Genomic DNA, 21,905 nt, shown 5'->3' with positions numbered 1-21,905 from the left:
CTGGGTGTGGACTCGGTACCATCGGCGACGGTCAGTTCCGGCGGCGTCACTCGCGCTCGCCGAGGGGCAGCGTCGGCATCGATGGGGGACAGGCAGCGTGCCGGAGAGTGCGTCGCACAACCGGGCCGCCGTGCAGGCCGGGCCCGGCGGGCCGATCCGGCTTCGCCTGCACCATCCGGACACCGGCACCCGCTCCCGGCTGCGTGCCGCACTCACCGCGGCGCCCGGCATCAAGGTGGTCGGCTCGGGCACCCGCCCCGGAACCCCCGGCGCCGACGTCGTCGTCCTCGGCCTGCCGGTGACCGGACTGCGTGCCGGGCTGGACACCATCCGCACCCTCCGGGCGACCCGGGAGGCGCCGAGGATCGTCGCGCTCGGGCAGGACCACGACCAGGAAACCGTGGTGGCCGCCGTGGAGGCCGGGGCGCAGGCCTTCCTCGGGCCCGGCACCGACCCGGCCGAACTGGTCCGCGCCGTCCGGGTCGTCGCCGACGGCGGCGGTGTGCTGTGCCCGTGCGGAGTCACCGCGCTGATCGACGCGCACCTCGGACGCAGGCCGGCTGCCGGCCCGCAGCCGGCGACGGTGGACCTGAGCCGGCGCGAACGGGAGGTGCTGCACCTGCTCGCCCGCGGCGACAGCAGCGCGGAGATCGCCAGGAACCTCACCGTCACCGAGGCCACCGTCCGCTCGCACATCCACCACCTGCTCGGAAAACTCGGACTCCGCAGCAGGGCACAGGCGGTCGCCTACGCGTTCCGGCACGGCTTCGAACCCGGCGGGCCGTCAGCCGCCGAGTTCGCCGATCACCGCGGCCATCCCGGCCACCGTCGGCGCGTCGAACACGGCGTGCAGCGGCACCTGCACACCTAGCTCGGCACGCATCCGCGTCACGAGCTGAGTCACCAGCAGCGAATGGCCACCGAGGGCGAAGAAGCCGTCGGTGACACCGATCCGGTCCACTCCAAGCACCTCCTGCCAGATGGCGGCCAGCCGCTGTTCCGTGCCGTCGCGCGGGGCGACGAACGCGCCCGCCAGCTCGGGCCGGGTGCTGTCCGGTGCGGGCAGCGCCCCGCGGTCCTGTTTCCCGCTCGCGGTCAGCGGGATCGCGTCCAGCATCGTCCAGCTCGCCGGGAGCATGTACTCCGGCAGCGTCTCACCGGCCGTCGCACGCAGATCGGCGACCAGTGCGGCGGTGCCCCGCCAACGCGGCTCCGGCGGTTCCGCGGCCGCCACGACGCCGTCCCTGGTCGCGTACACGTTGTACAGCCCGGTCTCCACCAGTTGCGGATCACGCAGGACCCGAACCCGGTAACGGTGGCTCTCCAGCACCTGCACGACCTCGCCGAGCCTGCCGTCGCGATCGTGCACCTCCACGACCACCTGCGCGATCCGCGCGAAGTCCTCCGCATCGAGCCCGGCGAGCACCTCCAGCTCGCTCTTCTCCACGTCGATCTTCAGCAGGTCGACCCGGTCCAGGTCGTGCTCGCGCAGCACATCGCCGAGGCGGCGGACCCGGCACTCGTAGTCCTCGGTGCGCAGGCGTTCGGCCAGCAGCTCGTCGATGACGTCCTCGCCGATGTCGACGCCCTGCGACTCGATCTGCCCGACCAGGAACGACTTCACCACCCGGCTCTCGTCCGCCGGATCGGCGAACCTGCCGGACAGCACGGAGGCGTACGGGTAGTACGAGAACGTCGCCGTCGACTCCTCGGCACCCAGCGCGTACGGCAGGACCTGCCCGTCGATGCCGTGCAGCTCGAAATTGAGCCGTAGCACCTCGTTGGCAGGCGGCATCGGCTCGAACGCGAACACGCGCGGGTCGCGGCACACACCGGCGGCGAACACGCCGAACATGCCGATGTTCGCGCCGACGTCGAGGATCACCGCGCCGTCCGGCAGGCGGACATCGCCCTGCAGGTAGACCTCGTCGGTGAAGATCTCCTGCGCCATGAAGTCGGTCTCCGACCGGTTCAGCGTGAACACGGTCGAACCGCCGGGCAGGTCCACGGTCTCGTGCTCGGTGGCCCGCGGCCGGGTCAGCCGTCGCGCCGCCGTCGCGGTCCGCTCGTCCGGGACGACGTAGGCCACCAGCCGCTCGCCGTCGCGCACGGCGACCACGGCCTCGCGCACCCCGGGATGGGCGGCGATGGCGGCCTCGATTTCGGCCAGCTCGATCCGGAACCCGCGGACCTTCACCTGGTCGTCCACCCGCCCGGCGAACTGCAGGACCCCGTCCGGTCCGCGCCGGGCCAGGTCCCCGGATCGGTAGAGCAACGCGTCGGGCACACCGGAGAGGTGGTCCGGGACGAACCGCTGCGCGGTCAGGTCCGGACGTCCGCGGTAGCCGAGGGCGAGCCCGGCGCCACCGACGTGGATCTCGCCGGCCACACCGTCGGGTACCGGTTCGCCGTGCACGTCGAGCAGGTGCACCCTCGTGTTCGCCAGCGGACGCCCGATCGGGCTGGTGCCGGACCCCCGCACGCTGTCGGCCTCGGTCAGCACGTGCCAGGTGACGTGCACCGTGGTCTCGGTGATCCCGTACATGTTGACCAGCACCGGATCCCGGTCGCCGAAGCGGTCGAACCACCGGCGCAGAGACGCCGGATCCAGCGCCTCCCCGCCGAACACGACGAGCCGCAACCGGTGATCCAGTCCGTCGGCGTCCTCGACCGCCTGGCAGAGCGCGCGGAACGCCGAGGGCGTCTGGTTCAGCACGGTCACCTCGTGCCGGTGCAGCAGGGCGGCGAACCTCTCCGGCGACCGGCCGACCTCCAGCGGCACGATCACCAGCCTGCCGCCGTGCAGCAGGGCGCCGAACAGTTCCCACACCGAGAAGTCGAAGGCGAACGAGTGGAACAGCGTCCAGGTGTCGTACTGGTCGAACGCCGCCCACTCGGCCGTGGCCGCGAACAGCGAGACCACCTGACGGTGGCGCACCTCCACGCCCTTCGGCCGCCCGGTGGAGCCGGAGGTGTACATGACGTAGGCCAGATCGTCCGGTCCCGCTGGCACCGGAACCGGCCCCGCCTCCGGAGCGCCGGCACCCGCGTCGAGTGGCACCGCCGGGACGTCCCCTGGCACCAGGCCCGCCAGGTCCTCCTGCACCAGCACGGCGATCGCACCGGCATCCGCCAGCAGGCCGGCCAGCCGCGCGGCGGGATTCACCGGATCCAGCGGCAGGTACGCCCCGCCCGCCTTCAGCACCGCGAGCACACCCACCACCAGATCGGCGGAACGTCCGGCGCACACCCCGACCACCGATCCCGGCGAGCACCCGGCCGCCACCAGCCGGCCGGCGACCCGATCGGCACGCCGGGCGAGCTCGCCGTAGCTGATCGTCTCCTCACCGGCGAGGATCGCGACCGACTCCGGCGCGCGGGCGACCTGTGCGTCGAAGAGCGCGGTCAGCGTCGTCTCCGGCACCTCGGCGGTGACCGCGGGCTGTGCGCGCAGCTCCCGGCGGCGAGCGTCGTCCACCGGCGTCAGCGCGGACACCGGCAGCGCCGGATCGGCGACGACCCGGTCGAGCAGTGTGGCGAGTCCGTCCAGCATCGCCTCGGCGGTGGCGTCGTCCAGGCGCCTGCGGTCGTGCATCGCGTGCAGCCCGAGCCGTTCCCCTGGCTCCACCAGCAGGGTCAGCGGGTAGTGCGAGGACGACCAGCTTCCGGCGAATCCGGCGGCCACGTCGCCGGGATCTCCGGAACCGGTGAACAGATCGTCGTCGACCGGATAGTTCTCGAAGCCGATCAGCGTCTCGAACAGCGGGGTCCCCGGCGGGGTGTCGCTGCACGCCTGGATGCGGGCGAGCGGCGTGTAGTCGAACTGGCGGGCCACCGCCTGCTCGTCCTGCAGCGCCCGCAGCCAGCGCGGTACCGGCTCGGCACCACCGGTGCGCACCCGGACCGGCAGGGTGTTGATGTACGGCCCCACCGCCGCCGCGGCACCCTCCTCCTCGGCGGGCCTGCCGGAGACGGTCGCGCCGAACACCACGTCGCGGTCGCCGCCGTACACCGACAGCAATGCCGCCCAGCAACCCTGGACCACCGTGTTCACCGTGACGTGCTCGCGCCGGGCGAACTCGCCGAGCGCGGACGTCCGCCCTGCGGTCAGCTCGATCCGGCGTTCCGCGAAGGCCTCGGCCGCGGGCCCGTCCCAGGACGGCCGGGCGACCCGCAGCGGGGTCGGGGCCGCCCGCCCGGACAGCACCTCCCGCCAGTACTTCTCGGCGTCGGCGAGATCGTGGGTACCGAGCCAGGCCACGTGGTCACGGAAGGACGGCGCGGGCGGCAGCGCCGGATCCCGGTCCGCCACCGCCGCGCGGTACAGCGCCAGCACCTCGCGCAGTACCACGGCGAAACTCCACCCGTCGACGACGAGGTGATGCGCCGTCCACAGGAAGCGGTACTCCTGCTCACCGAGGCGGAACAGGGCGAAGCGAGTCAGCGGCGGGACGGTCAGGGCGAAACCGCGCGCGCGGTCCTCGGCGAGGTACCGGCCGAGACGGTGCTCCTGCTCCTCGGCGGACTGGTCGCGCCAGTCGGCGAGATGCCACCGCGGCGGCGCGGCCGAGGGCACCACCACCTGCACCGGCTCCGCGAGGCGCTGCCAGACGAAGCCCGTCCGCAGCGCGTCGTGCCGGCCGAGGACCTCCGCCCACGCGCGGCGGAACGCGGACACGTCCAGCGGGCCGCGCAGGCTGAGCCGGACCTGTTCGACGTAGGCGCTGGTGCCCGGTTCGGCCAGGGTGTGGAACAACAACCCGTGCTGGGTGGGGGAGAGCGGATAGATGTCCTGGATCTCAAGGCGGGCGGTCACCGGCACACCCGGCGGATCTCGTCGCCCACTCGTCCGGCGACGAGCTCGGCGGCGGTCTCCAGGAAGAAGTGGTCCCCGGCGAACACCGTCAGCTCGGAGCGCCCGGCGCTGAGGGCGCCCCAGTCGCGCACCTGCTCGGGCAGGATCGCCGCGTCGGCGTCCCCGGCGAACAGGCTCATCGGGCACCGCAGCGGCGGCACCGACGGCCGCGGCCGTTGCCTGCGCGTCGACTCGAAGAGCTGGTAGTCGGCGCGGATCGCGGGCAGCATCAGGGCGAGGGCGGCGGGTTCGGCGATCTGTCTGGCCGTCAAGGCGCCGGCCTTGCGCAGGCCGCGGATGAACTCGCCGTCGGTCATCGCGCCCAGGTCGTCGCCCAGTGACTCCTGCTGCCACGGCGGCGCGGCACCGGACAGGATCAGCGCGTCCGGCTCGATCCCGTCGTCGGCGCGCAGGGCGACCGCGAGGTCGGCGGCCAGCAGCGCGCCCATGCAGTGTCCGAAAAGGACGAACGGTCCGTCCAGCCATGGCCGCAACCGGGGCAGCAGTTCCTGTCGTAGCGCCGCCACCTCGGTCACCGGGGCGTCGTGCAGGCGCTCCTCCCTCGCCGGGAGCTGAACCGAGCACACGTCCGCGGTGTCACCGAGAAGTCCTTGCCAGGCTTGGAAAACCGAGGCGCCACGGCCGGCGTAGGCGAAGCAGATCAGTCGCGGCCGCAGAGGACGCCCGGCCGGTGCGACGCCCGGCGCGGGCAGTACCCATGCGGAGCCCCCGCCGGGCATGGTGCGGTCGCTCGTCGTGGTCACGGTGCCGTTTCCTCCTCGTCGTCGGCGGGCTGGGCCTCGCGGAACTGTTCGAGCACGATCGCGAGCGTCTCGTCGCTCAGCTCGGCCAGCGGGAAGTCGGACGGCGTGTAGCCGCCCGCCCCGGGGCCGGTGCAGTGGTGGACGAGCGCGCGCACGGCCGCGACGAAGGTGTCCACGGCCTGTTCGGCCGCGGCCCGGTCGTGCACCGCGGAGTCGTAGGTCCACGCCACCTCGAACCTGCCGTCCAGGACCCGGCAGTCGATCTCCACCGGCCACGGCCTGCGGTTGACCGGATCGCGGGAACGACCGTCCTGGCCGTCGGCGATGCGCAGGAGCCCGCCGCCGATCCCGTCGAGCCGTCCGAGGTAGTTGAAGACGATCGCGGCGGCGGGCACGGGATCCGGTCCGGCGGGCCAGTCCCGGCGAGGTCCGTGCCGCAGCAGGCCGAAGTCGCCGGGTCGCCCGGGTGCGGCGCGCAACTGCTCCTTCACCGTGGCCATCGCCCGGCCCGGCTCGGCGTCCGGGTCGATACCGGCGAGATCGAGCACGGCCGGAGTGACGGTGGTGAACCAGCCGACGGTGTCGGCGAGTTCGCCCGCCTCCCGGCCGTGCCCCTCCACATCCACCCGCAGCGGACCGCTGCCCGCGTCCCCGCCCGCCGTCATCGCCAGCGCCGTCAGCAGCAGTTCGTCCACCCGCGTCCGGTACGCCGCACCGGCCCTGGTGAGCAGCGCGGCCGTCTCGCCGGTGCCGAGCGAACGCGACACGCTGTCCGCGTCGCGCTCCGGGCCCGCCGCGACCGGGACGAGCGGTGCCGCGTCGAGGTAGCGCTGCCAGTGCGGGACGCGCTCGCGCAGTTCCGGGTCCTCGGCGCGGGCCGCCTGCGCGCGGGCGTGCCCGGAGAACCGCGCCGGGGGCGGTGGCAGTTCCCCGCCCTGGTAGGCGAGCGCGAGATCGTCCAGCAGTACCCGCCAGGACACCCCGTCCACCACGAGGTGGTGCACCGCGAGGAGCAGGGCGGTGCAGCCGGAGCCGTCGAGGACCAGCAGTGCGCGGGCGACCGGCCCCTCGGCGAGATCCAGCATCGCGTTCTCCCGCTCGGCGGCGGCCTCGATCCCGTACCTGTCGTGGCCGGTCACCTCGATTCTGCCCACCGCGACGCCCGGCCGGTCCGCCCGGACCTGCGTCCAGGTGCCCTCGGCGTCGCGGCGGAAGCGCAGCCGGAAGGCGTCGTGCCGCTCGGCGACGGCCGCGATCGCGGCGGTCAGCCGATCCGGATCGAGCGCTCCGCGCTCCGGCTCCAGCAGCAGCGACTGGTTGAAATGCGCCGGATTCTCCAGTTCCAGAGCGAAGAACCACCGCTGGATCGGGGTCAACGGTATGCCCTCGGCGTCGTCGCCGTCCACGGTGACTTCCGCTCCGGACACGGCCGGAGCCTTCCCGGCGACGGCGGCCAGTTCGGCGATCGTCTGATGCTCGAACAGGTTCCGCGGCGACAGCCGGATGCCCTCCCGGCTCGCGCGGGAGACGACCTGGATGCTCAGGATCGAGTCGCCGCCGAGCTCGAAGAACCGGTCGTGCACGCCGATCCGCTCGACGCCCAGCACGTCCCGCCAGATCCGGGCGAGCGCGATCTCGACGGGACCGGCCGCGTCGACGAACCCCGCACCGGCGACCGTGCCGGACCCCGCGTCCTCGTCGGCACCGGCGGCGACCAGCGCGCCGCGGTCGATCTTGCCGTTGCCGGTCAGCGGCAGGCGCTCCCAGAACGTCACCGTCGGCGGCACCATGTACCCGGGCAGCCGCCGGGTCAGGTGCTCGCGCACCGACCGTGGCGTGCTGCCGGGTTCCGCGGCGACCACGTGCGCGGCGAGGGCACGCCGGGCGTCCCGCGCGCCGAGCACCACGGCGGCGGCCTCGGCGACACCGGGCACGGTCAGCAGTGCCGCCTCGATCTCACCGAGCTCGATCCGGTGACCCTGCACCTTGACCTGGTGGTCGCGGCGGCCGAGGAACTCGATGATCCCGTCCGGGGTGTAGCGGCCGAGGTCGCCGGTGCGGTAGCGGCGCTCCCCGGTGTGCGGGTCCATCACGAACGCGGCCGCGGTGCGCTCGGCCTCGCCGAGGTATCCCTGTGCCACACCGACCCCGGCGATGTACAGCTCGCCCGGAACCCAGTCCGGACAGGGCAGCCCCGCCGCGTTGCAGACGTGGAACCGCTGGTTCGTCAGGGGCGTGCCGTACGGAACGCTGTGCCAGCGCGGGTCCGGCTCCCCGACGGGGTGGTGGATCGACCAGACGGCGGCCTCGGTCGCGCCACCCAGGCTGGTGATGCCGGCGTCGGGCAGTACGGCGCGGGACCGTTCCGGCAGTGTCAGCGGAATCCAGTCGCCGCTGAGCAGGACCGCCCGCAGTGCCGATACTCGAGAACGTCCGGGAGGCGCCCCTTCCAGCAGCTCGATGTACATCCCGTACAGCGCCGGGACGGTGTTCCACAACGTCACCCGGTGCCGCTCGGCCAGATCCGCCCAGTGCGCGGGGTCCTGGGCCCGTCCGTGCTCGGGCAGTACCGCGGTCCCGCCCGCCGCGAGCAGGCCGAACACGTCGTACACCGACAGGTCGAAGCTCAGCGAGGACAGGGCGAGCACCGCGTCTCCCGGGCCGGCCCCCAGGCGGGCGTTGATGTCGAGGACGGTGTTCAGTGCGGCCCGGTGGTGCACCATCACGCCCTTGGGCACCCCGGTCGAGCCGGAGGTGAAGATGACGTACGCCAGGTCGTCCCCGGCCGGGGACGACCGTTCGCGCGGCTGCTCCCGGCTGCCGTCGACGGCCAGCACGGCCACGCCGTCCGGCATCTCCAGCTCGTCCGCGATCGCGGGCTGGGTCAGTACGACGGCCGCACCGGTGCGTTCGACCAGTTCCCGGCGGCGCAGCGCCGGGAGGTCCGGGTCGACCGGCACGTACGCGGCCCCGGCCTTGTGCACGCCGATGACCGCGGCGAACTGCTCCCAGCCCTTGCGCATCGCGACGGCGACCCGGTCGCCGCGCCCCACCCCGTGCTGCTCCAGCCGGGTGGCGACGCGCTCGCTAGCCCCGTCGAGGTCGCCGTAGCTCACCGTGTGCTCGCCCCAGGCGACGGCCACCGCGTCCGGATCGGTCCGCGCCCGGCGCAGGAACGGTTCGTGCAGCCCGCCCGCCGGGATGGCGGCGTCGGTGCGGTTCACCGCGGCCCTGGCCGTGAGCTGCCGTCGAGGGGTCAGGGCCAGCGGGCCGGTCTCCCAGGCGGCCGGCTGGTCGGCGAGCGCGCCGAGCAGCCCGACCAGGGCGTCGAACACGGCCCCGGGCAGTCCGTCCGGGAACATGTCGTCGATCGTGTCGAAGTCGAGCACCAGCTCGCCGCCGTCCTGCATCACCTGCAGGTCGACGAGCACCTGGGGCGTCTGGGCGACGCTGTGCACCCGTCGGCCCAGCCAGCCGAACGGGACCGGCGCGCCCGTCCCGTCGTCCCCGGCGAGCAGACTGGTGAACACGTACGGCACACCCAGCCGGAACGCGTCGTCCCCGCGCAGCGCGTTGGCCTCGGCCACCAGCTCGACGCCGCCGCGGCCGACGTGCTCCAGATCGCTCCACAACCGCCGCTGTACCCGCCGGGCCCGTTCCCGCAGGGTGGGTGCCGAACCGGCGTCCACGGCGACCGGGACGTTGGAGGTGAAGTCGCCGACCACGCCGTCTCCGGCGGCGTGCGCGGCACGGAGGGTGAAGGTGGTGACGTTGACGCAGAATTCCGGGGCGGCGCTCCACGTCGCGAGCGCTTCCGCGTAGAGGGTCAGCAGTAGTGCCGAGGCACCGAGGCCGGACCGGGCGCTCGCCGCACGGATCCGCTCCCACCGCTCGGCGTCCACGCGGGCGCTGCGCCGCACGAACCGGGGCGTGCCGAGCTCACCCGGATCGCGCGCCCACGGCAGTTGCGGTGGCGGGGGCAGGTCCGGCAGCCGCGGTGCCCAGTACGGATCGGGGCCGGTGTGCGCCGCGGTGGTGGCCAGGTGTTCCAGCACGATGTCGCGGAACGACAGGCCCAGCGGTTCCAGCCGGGCGGTGGGAGCTTCGTAGAGCCGCCGCCATTCCTCGGACAGGATCGCGAAACTGCGGCCGTCGCACAGCAGCATGTCGACGGTGAGGTGGATCCGCGTAGTGCCGCCGGGCATCCGGGTGGCGTGCAGGTCGAACAGCGGCCACTCGTCGGATCCGCGCGGCGGATCGCACAACCGTCCCCGGACCCGGTCCAGTGCGGCCTCGGTCTCCGCCGCCGCGGCACCGGTCAGGTCGCCGACCTCGATCCGGTATTCGGGCACCGAGGGCAGGATCCGCTGGCGGCCGTCCGGGTCCACGACGGCACGCAGCATCTCGTGCCGCCGCACCAACCGGTTCCAGGCCGCCGCCAACCGGTCGACGTCGGCCTCGGCCATCTCGTACTCGAGGTAGTGCCGGGCGCTGACACCGCCGAGTTCCAGTCCCTGGCCGACCCAGTAGGCGCGCTGGATCGGCAGCAGTGGGAAGGGCTCGTGCCGATCCGGGCCCGGTTCCGGCGCGCCGTCGCCGGGCGGCGGTACCGCTGCCCCGGTCGCGGCTGGAACCGCGCTGCCGGAGCCCTCGGCACTGCCGGCACTGCCGGTGCCGTCCGGAGCGCCGGTCGGCGGGGGCGGGCCGGTGGAGGTCTCCGGCCGCGCGAGCTCGTCCGGCGTGGTGGCGGAGCGGATGTACGCCGCGAGATCCCGAATGGTGAGCAGGTCGGCGATCGTGTCCATCGGGATCCGGACGTCCAGCTCCTCGGAGATCCGGCGGACGAGGGAGAACCCCTTGAGGGAATTGCCGCCGTGGTCGAAGAAGTTCGAATCAGAGCCGATCAGCCCGGGTTCGACCACCAGAACGTCCGCCCACATCCCGCGCAACGCCAGCTCCAGCTCGTCGGCGACACCGGTGGCCGCCACCGTGTCCTCCTGGCCGGTCGCCGCCGTCGCGGGGGCGGGCTCCGCCGCGACGGGAGGTTCGGCCGTGCCGGACGCGGGCACGGGCTCGGCCACGGGCGCCTCGTGGCTCGCGGCACGCCCGGTGGGGAACCGCCGCACCGGGCGCACCGGGAGCCACGCGGTCTCGTGCTGCCACGGGTATCCGGCCAAGCGGACGGTGCTGCCCGTGGGGGCGAGGGCCGCGCGGTCGAGCGGCACCCCCCGGGACAGCAAGGTGCCCGCCGAGGTGAGCAGGCCGTGCAGCTCGTCCTCACCGCGGGTCAGGGACGGCACGATCGTCAGCTCCGGCCCGGCCACGGCACGGACCGAGCGGGAGAGCGCGGGATGCGCGGACACCTCCGCCCAGCAGTCGATGCCGCGTGCGGTCACCTCGGCGACGGCGTCCGGCAGGGTGAACGGCTCGGCGAGGTTGCGGGCCCAGTAGGTCCCGTCCACGGGCACGTCCAGCGACCGCCCGGTCACCGTGGAGACCATCGTGGTGTGCGGCCGGGCAGGCGAGATCCCGGCCAGCGCGGCCCTCAGTTCGGGGGCCAGCGCCGCCATCGCGGGCGAGTGGAAGGCCAGTCCACCGGTGCGGAGCTCGTGGGTGAAGACCCCGTCGGCGGCGAGCCGGTCGATCAGCGTGCGGACGGCGTCCGGCTCCCCGGAGACCAGCGTGGTGGTCGGCGCGAGCCGCCCGGCGACGCTCAGCCCGTGCCGCGCGGCGAGTTCTGCGGCGGCCTCGGCACCGAGCTCGACGACGGCGCTGGCGCCCTGGCCCTGCAGCCGCGCCATCAGTGCCGCACGGGCCGTCACCACGGCCACGGCGTCACCGAGACCGAGGGCGCCCGCGGCGTGCGCCGCGGCGACCTCGCCGAGACTCTGACCGGTCACCGCGGCGGGGGCCAGCCCCCAGGAGCGCCACATCGCGGTCAGCGCGACCTGCAGGGTGAACTGCACGGCCTGCGCGTGCCGGGTGTCGGTGAGGTCCGGCGTTCCAGCCCCGGACAGGGCGTCCGCCGGGGACCAGGCCATGGCGGCGCGGAAGGCCTCGTCGCACTCGCCGACCGCGGCACGGAACGCGGGTGCGTCCCGGTACAACCGGGCGGCCGTGTCCCGGCCCACCGCTCCCTGTCCCGGAAACACCAGCGCCACCCGGGTGTCCTCGCTCGCACGGTCCACAGTGGACATCGCCGGGGTCACCGTGGCCGGGATCCGCCGCAGGCCCTCGATCGCCTCGGCGGCGGTCGCCGCGACGACCGCCGCGCGATACGGGTGCGGGTCCCGGCGCAGCAGTGCCGTGTACGCGAGATCGGGCAGCGAGACCTCGCCGTGGGAGAGCTGGTCGGCGTAACCGGCGGCGAGCTCACCGAGCGCCGCCGGGGTGCGGGCGGAGACGGTGATCAGCGCGGGCCCCTCGTGGGCGGGCGCGCGGTCCGGCGCGGCGGGTGGCGCCGGTGCCAGTACGGCGTGGGCGAGGGCGCCACCGAAGCCGAACGAACTGATCCCCGCGTACCCGGCGGGCAGCGGCTGCGGGGTGGTCGGGATGGTGAACGGCGTCGAGGTCAGGTCGATCCGCGGATTGCGCTGCCGCTGGTGCAGCACCGGGGGAACCATGCCGTGGTGCAGGGACAGGGCCGTCTTGATCAGGCCGACGACACCGGCCGCGGCCTCCAGGTGGCCGAGGTTCGTCTTGACCGCCCCGAGCAGGCAGCGCCGCCCGTCCTCCCGGTCCGCGCCGACGGCCGCCGCGAGGGCCTCCAGTTCCAGGGGATCGCCGAGCGCCGTACCGGTGCCGTGCGTCTCGACCAGGCTCACCTCGGCGGGCGACACCCCGGCCTGGTCCAGCGCGTGGCCGATCACGGCGCTCTGCGCCGGGCCGCTCGGCGCGGTGATGCTGCTGGTGCGCCCGTCCTGGCCGATCGCGGTCCCGCGGACCACCGCCCAGATCGCGTCGCCGTCACGCACGGCCGCGGACAGCCGCTTGAGCACGACCACGCCGCAGCCCTCGCCCCGGACGAACCCGTCCGCGCTCGCGTCGAAGGTCTTGCACCGGCCGTCGGCGGCGAGCATGCCGAGTTTGGCGTAGATCACCGAGGTGACCGGCGAGGCCATCACGTTCACCCCGCCCGCGAGGGCGATCTCGGACTCGCCGGCGCGGATGCTCTGGCAGGCCAGGTGGACGGCGACCAGGGAGGAGGAGCACGCGGTGTCGAGCGCGACACTCGGACCGCGCAGGTCGAGGTCGTGCGACAGCCGGTTGGCCAGGATGCTGCGCTGGGTGCCGGTTCCCGTGTGGACGGTCACCGACGCGGGATCCGTTGTCTGGAGCCAGGTGTAGTCGTCGGTCATCGAAGCCATGTACACGCCGGTGCGGGTTCCGGCGAGAGACGAAGCGGGTACCCCGGCGTCGGTGAGGGCGGCGTTGGCGGTTTCCAGCAGGATCCGTTGCTGCGGGTCCATCCGGGCGGCCTCGTCGGCGGGGATGCCGAAGTAGGCGCGGTCGAATCCGGCGACGTCGTCCAGGAAACCACCCCAGCGCGAGTTCATCACGCCCGGTGCGGCGGGATCCGCGTCGTACCACTCGGCGGCGTCCCAGCGCTCCGCGGGCACCTCGCCGATCAGGTCGCGTCCCGCGCACAGGGCGTCCCAGAACGCGGCGGGGGAGTCGATCCCGCCGGGCAGCCGGCAGCCGATGCCGACCACGGCGACCGGTTCGGCCACAGGCCGCTCCGGCGCGGCCAGGCCGAGCTTGCGGGCCAGCAGGTTCCGTTGCGCGTCGGTGAGCCGGGCCAGCCGGGCGGCCATCTCGGTCGCGTCGGTCACGTCGTGCCTCCGGGGCGGTCGGGTGCGAGCAGGTCCGGCAGTGCGCCTGCCAGGTCGGCGATCAGCCGGCCGACGATTTCCTCATCGGTGCCGTCGGTGCCGTCGGTGCCGTCGGTGCCGTGGCCGGATGCCTGCGGCTCGGGGGTCGTCGCCGCGGCCGGCGCGGCACCTGTCCCCGCCAGGAGTCCGGCGAGGAACCCGGCCAGGCGCGCGACGGTCGGGTAGTTGAGCACGGCGGTCTGCGGTAGTTCGGTGCCCAGGTCGAGCTCCAGGCGCTCGTGCAGGTCGATGCCGGTCAGCGAGTCCAGTCCGAGCCTGGAGAACGTCGTGTGGTTGTCGACCTGCGCCCGCTCCGCACCGAGCAGGTCCGCCAGTGCGGTCCGGACCGTCTCCCGCAGTTCCTCTTCGTTCGGCTCCGTGCCGGGAGAAACGCGGGGTGCCACGGGGGACACGGGCGATGGCTGGGCCGCGGGCGTGGCGGCGGGTGTCGCGAGCGGTACCACGATGGTCTTCCCGGCATCGGCGTTCCCGCCGCCGGGTGCGGGCAGCGGCAGGTCGCTGAGGTCCCACGGATACCGGGGAACCGTTGCCCTGCGGGAGGTTCCGCTGATCTGGGCCCAGTCCAGCCGCACTCCGTGCTGATAAAGGCGGCCCGCCACGGCGAGCATGGCCGCCCGGTCGTCCGTGCCGGGGCGCAGCGTGGGCACGGATGGTCCGGACGAGGCCTCCGGCGGGCTCGTGCCGATCTCGACCCGGAGCATCCCGTCCGCCGGTAATGGCGGGGACGGTGCCCGCTGCCCGCCGTCGCTGTTCCCGCTGACTATCCCGCGCCAGTGGCCGGCGTCGGCGTGGGCGAGCGGGCCGCCCGCGCGGGCCGAGTACACCGGGACCGCCGGGGTCCGCGGCGGGAGGTCGTGGCCGAGCCCGAGCGCGAGCGCCATGGCGGCGCGGCGGTCGAGCAGGCCCGCCGCGTACCCGGCGGCGATCTCGCCGGAACCACCGCCCGCCACCGCGGCGGGACGGACTCCCCAGGACGCCAGCAGGTCGGTAAGGCCGATCTGCACCGCCGTTCGCACCGGCGCCGCGACCCGCGCCGGCAACGGTCCGGCCGGAACGGTGTGCAGCAGTTCCGCGGGGGACCAGCCGGCGAGTTCGCGCACGATCCGGTCGCAGTCGTCGACGGCCGTGCGGAACCCCGGCTCTTGAAGGAACAGCGATCCGCCCGATCCCGCCGCGGGGCCCTCCTCCGCGTAGGCGAACAGCAGGCCCCCGGCGACCGGGGTCTCCGCCGCACCGTCCCGGACCAGTTCGTCCAGTCCGGCGGCCAGTTCGGCGCGGGTCGCACCGATGACCGTGGCCCGCAGCCGGTGGCAGGCCCGCAGCCCTGCGCCGAAGCAGAGTTCCGCCGGGTCGACGGCCGGGTCGGTGATCAGCTCGCGGTACCGGGACGCCAGCGCGCCCAGTGAACGGGCTCCGCGTGCGGAGACCGGCAGCAGCAGCGCCCGGTCCGGGCGTATCGGGGGGACCTGCTGTTCGTGCACCTGGGCCTGCTCGAGGACGAGGTGGGCGTTCGCGCCGCCGAAGCCGAAGGAGCTGACCCCCGCCAGTGCGGGCCGCACGCCCCGGTCGAGCGGAAGGGCCGCGGAGTTGACCCTCAGCCCGAGCGTCCCCGGGTCGATACGCGGGTTCACCGTCTCCGCGTGCAGGGTCGGCGGCACGACAGCGTGCCGCAGCGCCAGTGTCGCCCGCATCAGCCCGGCGATCCCGGCCGCCGCCTCGAGGTGCCCGAGGTTGCTCTTGACCGAACCGATCACGCACGGGGCGCCCTCGCGGCCCTCGCCGACCGTCGCGCCCAGCGCCGACGCCTCGATCAGGTCACCCACAGGCGTGCCGGAACCGTGCGCCTCGACCAGGTCCACATCCGTGCCGCGCACCCCGGCCCGGCGGTGCGCGGCACGGATGACGGCCTGCTGCGCGGCGCCGGAGGGTGCGGTGAGGCCGTTGGTGCGACCGTCGTGGTTGACCGCGCTGCCACGGATCACGGCGTGTACACGGTCGCCGTCGGCCAGCGCGTCGGCCAGCCGCTTGAGCACCACCACGCCCGCACCCTCGGCCCGGACGTACCCGTCGGCGTCCGCGCCGAACGAACGGCAGCGACCGGTGGGGGAGAGCAGGTGCGCGCGGGCGAACGCGGCACCGACCTCGGGTGCCAGCACGGCGTTGCAGCCTCCGGCGAGCGCGAGCGAGCATTCCTCGTCCCGCAGTGCCCGCGCCGCGAGGTGCACCGCCACCAGGGAGGACGAGCAGGCGGTGTCCACCGCCATGCTCGGGCCGCGCAGGTCGAGCGCGTAGGACAGCCGGTTGGCGGCGATGCTGTGCGCGGAGCCGGTGGCCAGGTACGGCTCCTCGAACCCGGACGGCCCGGCGCGCAGCGCGAACTCCGGGCTCCACACGCCGACGAAGACGCCGGTGCCGGTACCCGCGAGCGCGTCCGGGTCCAGCCCGGCGTCCTCGACCGCTTCCCAGCCGACGGTGAGCAGCATCCGCTGCTGCGGGTCCATGCTGCGTGCCTCGCGCGGCGAGATATCGAAGAAGTCGTGGTCGAAACCGGTCAGGTCGCGGACCAGGCCTGCCCAGCGCAGTGCCGGTTCACCGGTGCCGCCCAGCCCGCGTTCCGCCGGGACCTCGGCGACCGCGTCCGTGCCCTCGGTGAGCAGCCGCCACAGTTCGTCGGGGGAATCCGCACCGGGGAACCGGCAGCCCATGCCGATGATCGCGACGTCGTTCCGGGTGGTGTCCGGACTCCTGGCCTCGGTGCGGGCGGGGGAGGGCGCCGCGGCCGGTACCGGGGCCAGCGCCGGGGCGGCCGTGGATCCCGGGGACGTGCTCAGGGCGGTGGCGAGCCGGTCGAGGGTGGGGTGGTCGTACGGCGCGGTCTCCGGAACGTTCCTGCCGAGCAGCGTGCTGAGCGCGCCCGCCAGTTCGGCCGCACCGGCCGAGCCGAGTCCGTACCCGGCGAACGGTGCCCCGCCGTCCAGCGCGGCCGCCGGGACGCCGGTGAGAGCGGCGACGCGGGTGCGCAGCCAGGCCAGCAGCGCCGCGCCGTCCGGTACCGCCGGCGCGGCGCTGCTGGCGAGGTGGATCTCCCCGGTGCCACCGAAAAGCGTGCCGTGCCAGGACGCGAGCACGTCGAGCTCGCCGTCCCGGTACGCCGCACGGCTCGCCGCGCGCTGGATCTTGCCGCTGGAGGTCTTGCTCAGCGTCGCCCGCCGGATCAGCACCACGGCGTCGGTGCGCAGTTCGTGCGATTCGGTGACCGCCTGCCGGATCGCGGTGACGGCCTCGGCCGCGGTGCTCGCGGACAGGCCGTCATCCGTCACCTCCTGGACGACGACGAGGTGCTCCTCCTCACCGTCGTCGACGGCGAAGGCGGCGGCACAACCCGGCCGCAGTGCGGGATGCGCCTCGAAGACGGTCGCCTCGATGTCGTGCGGGTGGTGATTGCGCCCGGCGACGATCAGCAGGTCCTTGCGCCGTCCCGAGACGAACAGCTCGCCGTCGTGCAGGAAGCCGAGGTCTCCGGTGCGCAGGTAGCCCCCGGTGCCGTCGGGCAGGGTGGCGCCGAAGTCGCGGGCGGTGGCCTCGGGCCGTTCGAAGTAGCCGGACGCCACGCTGTCGCCCGCCACCCACACCTCTCCGCCGCGGCCGTCCGGCAGGGGCGTGCCGGTGCCGGGGTCGACCACGCGCACGTCGAATCCGGGCAGGGGTGCTCCGCAGGACACCACCTCCGTGCCCGCGCCGGGGTCCGCCGAGCCGGTGGCGAGCATGTGTGTCGAGCCGGTGGCGAGCATGTGTGCCGAGCCGGTGGCGAGCATGTGTGCCGAGCCCGTGGCGAGCGCGTCCCGGTCGAAGGTGCCCACCCGCGGCCCGGCGCCGGACCGGGCTGCGGTGACGATCAGGGTCGCCTCGGCGAGGCCGTAGGCGGGGATCAGCGCCCGCTGCCGCAGGCCGGCCGGGGCGAAGGTGTCGGCGAAGCGGCGCAGGGTGGTGGGCCGGATCGGCTCGGAGGCGCTCGCCGCGACCTGCCACCGGGACAGGTCGAGCGTGCCGATCTCGGCGGGCGGAACCTTGCGCACGCAGAGTTCGAAGCCGAAGTTCGGCGCGATGGAGTGCGTGCCGTGGTGTTCGTGGTGGGCCCGCAGCCAGCGCATCGGCTCCCGGACGAACGCGGTGGGGGACATGAGCACGCTGGGCATCCCCAGGTAGACGGGGAGCAGAGCGTTGTAGACCAGGCCCATGTCGTGGAACATGGGCAGCCACGAGATCATCACGGCCTCGTCGCCGTGCTGCCATACCGCGTCCATCGCCGCGCAGTTGGCGAGGATCTCCCGCTGCCCCACCCGCACGCCTTTGGGCTGAGAGGTGGAACCCGAGGTGTACTGCAGGTAGGCGGCGGCGCCGGGGGCCGCCGGGCGCAGACCGCGTTCGTCCTCCGAGGGTGCGGCGTCCTCGACGCACAACCAGTCGGCCGCGGCCAGTTCCGGCGCCGTGTCCAGGTGTTCCCGCAGGGCCGACATGGTGCCGGTCCTGGTCACCACGGCCGCCGCGGCGCAGTCGCGCTGGATGCCGGCGAGCCGGTGCAGGGACCGGGCGTACGGCGGCCGGGGCGGCGGCGCCGGGACGGCGGTGACCCCGGCGAGCAGGCAGCCGAGGAAGGCGACCAGGAAGTCGGTTCCGCTGTCGTACACCAGCAGTGCCCGCCGCCCGGCGAGACCGCGCTCCCGCAGCGCCCAGGCGAACCCGAGGGCGTGCGCGTAGAGCTCCCGCCAGGTGTGCACGCGGTCGGCGCCGTCGCCGAAAGTGAGGAACCGGACGGCTTCCCGGTCACCCCGGTGTTCGGCGTGCGCGGCCAGCAGGCCGGTGATCTCCTGTGCGTCCGGTGTGCTGTCGTTCATCGGTCGTACTCCCCCGGTGCGCCGTCAGTCCGCGAAGTCCGGCATGACCTTCTCCGCGAACAGCCGGATCGAGGTCATGATCAGCTCGTGCGGAACGGTGCCGACCTGCATGACGAGTGCGAGTTCGTCGACACCGGCCGCGGCGAAGCGGGAGACGGTCTCCCGCGCCGACACCGGGTCACCGATGACGGCGGTGAGCGGGGAGTTGTGCCGCGAACGACGGTCCATCAGCTCGGCGAGGTCGGTCTCGGGCAGGTCGTCCCTGCCGATCGGCAGCCTGCCCACCGGACGGTCGCGGTAGGCGTAGTACTGCTGCATCGCCTCCCAGAAGAAGCGCGAGCCGCGGTAGCCGTGCCGCGCGGCGAGGTGGTCGTCCTCCAGCACCAGCGCGGTCGGGGTGCAGACGTACCGGTTCGTCGGCTGGTAGCCGTCCGGCGTCGCGACGGCCTGCCGCTCGCGGTAGACGCGGACCTTGGCGGCCAGTTCGTCGTCCGTGCCCGCGGCGAAGTTGAGCGCCCCGAGGCCGAGCGATCCCGCGAGCTCGGCCGTCTTCGGGTTCGTGCACGCCGCGAACATCGGCGGGTGCGGCTGCTGCACGGGGGTAGGCACCACCTGCGTGGGTGGGATGTCGTAGAGCTCGCTGTGCCACTCGAAGACGTCCTGCTGCCACATCCTGGGCACCATCCGCAGCGCTTCGAGCCACTGGTCCTGCAGGACGGCGGGATCGTTGCCGAACGCGTCCTGCTCCACCCGGCTGCCGCTCTTGCCGGAGCCCCAGTCGACCCGGCCCCCGGACAGGATGTCCAGCGCCGCGACCCGCTCGGCGATGCGGATCGGGTGGTTGTAGCGGTGCGGGGTCAGCGTGACACCGTGGCCGAGCCTGATCCTGCTGGTCCGCCCGGACAGGTGCGCGAGGAAGATCTCCGGCGCGGAGGAGTGCGCGTACTCGTAGAGCCCGTGATGCTCGGCGGCCCACACCCCGTGATAGCCGAGGGCGTCGGCCAGCACCGCCTGCTCGACGGAATCGTGGAAAAGCCGGTGCTCGGCGGCCCGGGTGGGTTCGGAGATCTGCATCTCGAAGAACAGGGAAAACCGCATGCGCCGCGACGGCTCCGTTTCCGCACTCTGACGACCGGCGTTCCGGACGAGTGCGCCCCGGTGCCGTGGCCCCCCAGGCCGCTCGCGGGCGAACCTAACACCACCGGTGCCGTGGCGTCTTCAGTTATTCGTTGATGCCGGCCGCCTGCCCGGCGGTGCTCTCCGGTCCTACTCTCCGGCGGGCGGGTAGGGCCGCTCGCACAGGAGCCGGGCCAGGTGGGCCGAGTTCGCCGCGAGGGTGCTGATGGTCGACGCAACGGCGGCGGGGGTCTGCTCGAGGTCCTTGTAGTCGCTGGGGTTCATCGCCTCGGCGTTCCAGTAGGTGCAGCCGTTGGCGGGGATGGTGAAGCCCATGTCGTTGAGACCTTGGAAGCAGTCGGCGACGATCTTGTGTGCCCCGTCCTCGTTGCCGACCACGGCGGTGACGGCGATCTTGCCGTAGGTCAGCGGCCTGCCCTGGTCGTCGGTGTAGGACAGTTCCGCGTCCAGCCGTTCCAGCACCCGCTGGGTGACGCTGGACATGTGCCCCACCCAGGTCGGTGTGGCCAGGACGAGGATGTCGGCCGCGTGTATCCGGCGGCGTAGTTCCGGCCACTCGTCGCCCTCGCCCATGTCGGCCTCGGTGCCCGGCCGTACGTCGTGGTCGGCCACCCGGATCGATTCGCCGTTCACGTTGTGTTCGCCGAGAGCGGTGAGTATCTGGCCGGCGATGACCTCGCTGGACGATTCGGCGGGGGAGGCCTTGAGGCTGCAGACGAGTGCGAGGGCGCTCAGCGGTGTCGCGGTGTCGGTCATGCGGCCCGGTTACCCACTGCCCCCGGCGGTCAATCGGACGCCGGGCGGAAAGTCCGTACCGGGCAAGGGCTCGCCCGCGATCCCGTCGGCCGCACGACCTCGCGCGATCGCGTGACATTCGCCGGGCAGGCGCGCCGGGAAGGGTTTAGCGTCAGGACATGGCCGACATCACCAGCCTGATCCTGGACGACCACGACTGGTTCCGGCGTCAGTTCGCCGCGCTGGACGATCTGACCGATCCGGGTGAGCTGGCCGCGGTCTGGCGCCCCCTCGCGGACCTGCTGGACGTGCACGCGGCGGCGGAGGAGTCCGTCTTCTACCCGGAGCTCATCCGCAGGGGCGAGGACGCGGAGGACGAGACCCTCGACGCGGTCGGCGATCACAACGACATCCGCGGCGGCGCGCACGATGCCGATCTGCACCCCGTCGGCAGCGCGGCCTGGCACGCGGCCGTGCGCAGGGCCCGCGAGGCGAACAGCGAGCACATGGCCGAGGAGGAGGACGACGCACTGGCCGACTTCCGCAGGCACGCCGATCCGGGACTCCGGGAGGAGCTGGGCCGCCGGTTCCTCGCCTTCAAGGAGGAGCACGCCGGTACCCGGGGGCTGGACGTCGGCGATGTGGACCCGGAGCGGTACGTACGCGAGGTGGAGGCGGAGCAGGGAACGGCGCCGTCGGCGGACTCGTCGTTGGGCATCGGCAGCCTGAAGGATCAGGCGTGAGGACGGAGTTCTGAGATGGATCATCTTTTCCGGGAACTGGCACCGATCTCCGCCGCGGGATGGAAGCAGATCGACGCCGAGGCCCGCGAGCGTCTGGTGCCGCACCTGGCCGCGCGGCGACTCGTCGACGTGGTGGGCCCGCACGGCTGGGACCATTCGGCCACCGGCCTCGGCCGGGTGAGCACACTCGGATCCTCGCCGGCGGAACCCGCGCCGAACGGGGCGGCGCTGCGGCAGCGAACGGTGCTGCCGCTGGCCGAGTTCCGGATCCCGTTCACGGTGTCGCGAACCGAACTGGGCAACGCCGACCGCGGCGCCGACGACCTCGAGTTCGACAACCTGGATGCCGCCGCCCGCCAGGCCGCGCTCATCGAGAACCGCGCGGTGTTCCACGGCTGGGAAGAGGCGGGCATGACCGGTATCGCCGCGTCGGCGCCGTACCCGGTGGCCTCGCTGGGCGCGGAGGCGAACGCCTACCCGCACATCGTCGCTCAGGCGGTGGACGCTCTGCGCGAGGCCGGTATCGACGGCCCGTACGGGCTCGCGATCGGCCCGGCCGGATACCGGCGCATCGTGGAGAGCGCCGAGCACGGCGGCCTGCTGGTGTTCGACCACCTCCGCCGCATTCTGGGCGGCGGCAAGGTCGTGCGGTCACCCGGACTGGACGGCGCCCTCGTACTCAGCCTCGGCGGCGGCGACTTCTTCCTCGACCTCGGCCAGGATCTGTCGGTCGGCTACAGCCACCACGACGCGGACACGGTGTCGCTGTACCTGGAGGAGAGCTTCAGCTTCCGGGTGGCCGAGGCGAACGCCGCGATCGCTCTGTCCGACTGAGCTCGCCCGGCACCCCGCGGCTCAGCCGAACCGCGGGGCACGGTTGGCCG

9 protein-coding genes are annotated in these 21,905 nt (G+C 73.6%); 3 read left to right on the top strand and 6 right to left on the bottom strand.

Features of this window, described 5'->3' with window-relative positions; all coding sequences use genetic code 11:
• Positions 1-97: 97 nt before the first annotated feature.
• Positions 98-871 carry a LuxR C-terminal-related transcriptional regulator gene (locus CFN78_RS18440; protein WP_165777613.1) on the top strand — a complete coding sequence of 258 codons (774 nt, stop codon included), beginning with the start codon at positions 98-100 and terminating at the stop codon, positions 869-871.
• Here CFN78_RS18440 and CFN78_RS18435 read toward each other — a convergent pair.
• From CFN78_RS18435 to CFN78_RS18410, 6 genes are all read right to left on the bottom strand, one after another.
• On the bottom strand, positions 785-4,816 hold the full coding sequence (locus CFN78_RS18435; protein WP_165777612.1) for a non-ribosomal peptide synthetase: 4,032 nt from the start codon (positions 4,814-4,816) through the stop codon (positions 785-787). The genes CFN78_RS18440 and CFN78_RS18435 overlap by 87 nt on opposite strands.
• Positions 4,813-5,619 carry a thioesterase II family protein gene (locus CFN78_RS18430; protein ID WP_094864086.1) on the bottom strand — a complete coding sequence of 269 codons (807 nt, stop codon included), beginning with the start codon at positions 5,617-5,619 and terminating at the stop codon, positions 4,813-4,815. The genes CFN78_RS18435 and CFN78_RS18430 overlap by 4 nt, the downstream gene beginning before the upstream one ends.
• Positions 5,616-13,451, bottom strand: a complete 7,836-nt coding sequence (locus tag CFN78_RS18425; protein ID WP_094864085.1) for a hybrid non-ribosomal peptide synthetase/type I polyketide synthase — start codon at positions 13,449-13,451, stop codon at positions 5,616-5,618. The genes CFN78_RS18430 and CFN78_RS18425 overlap by 4 nt, the downstream gene beginning before the upstream one ends.
• Positions 13,448-18,406, bottom strand: a complete 4,959-nt coding sequence (locus CFN78_RS18420; RefSeq protein ID WP_094864084.1) for a type I polyketide synthase — start codon at positions 18,404-18,406, stop codon at positions 13,448-13,450. Before CFN78_RS18420 ends, CFN78_RS18425 begins: the two co-directional genes overlap by 4 nt.
• Before the next feature lie 24 nt (positions 18,407-18,430).
• Positions 18,431-19,504, bottom strand: a complete 1,074-nt coding sequence (locus CFN78_RS18415) for an LLM class flavin-dependent oxidoreductase (protein WP_094864083.1) — start codon at positions 19,502-19,504, stop codon at positions 18,431-18,433.
• A gap of 168 nt (positions 19,505-19,672) precedes the next feature.
• Complete coding sequence (locus CFN78_RS18410; protein WP_094864082.1) at positions 19,673-20,299, bottom strand: flavodoxin family protein; 627 nt, start codon at positions 20,297-20,299, stop codon at positions 19,673-19,675.
• A 158-nt stretch (positions 20,300-20,457) separates the two neighbouring features.
• On the opposite strand from CFN78_RS18410, the gene CFN78_RS18405 reads away from it, so the two are divergent.
• Positions 20,458-21,021, top strand: coding sequence for a hemerythrin domain-containing protein (locus CFN78_RS18405; RefSeq protein ID WP_094864081.1), 564 nt, complete (start codon positions 20,458-20,460; stop codon positions 21,019-21,021).
• Between the two features lie 15 nt (positions 21,022-21,036).
• Positions 21,037-21,855: a family 1 encapsulin nanocompartment shell protein gene (locus CFN78_RS18400; RefSeq protein ID WP_094864080.1), complete on the top strand. Its 819-nt coding sequence runs from the start codon at positions 21,037-21,039 to the stop codon at positions 21,853-21,855.
• Positions 21,856-21,905 lie beyond the last annotated feature (50 nt).

This window comes from Amycolatopsis antarctica (assembly GCF_002262875.1).
GTDB lineage: Bacteria > Actinomycetota > Actinomycetes > Mycobacteriales > Pseudonocardiaceae > Amycolatopsis > Amycolatopsis antarctica.
Note: the sequence above shows the minus strand (reverse complement) of the source record. Positions and strands in the feature narration are given on the sequence as shown.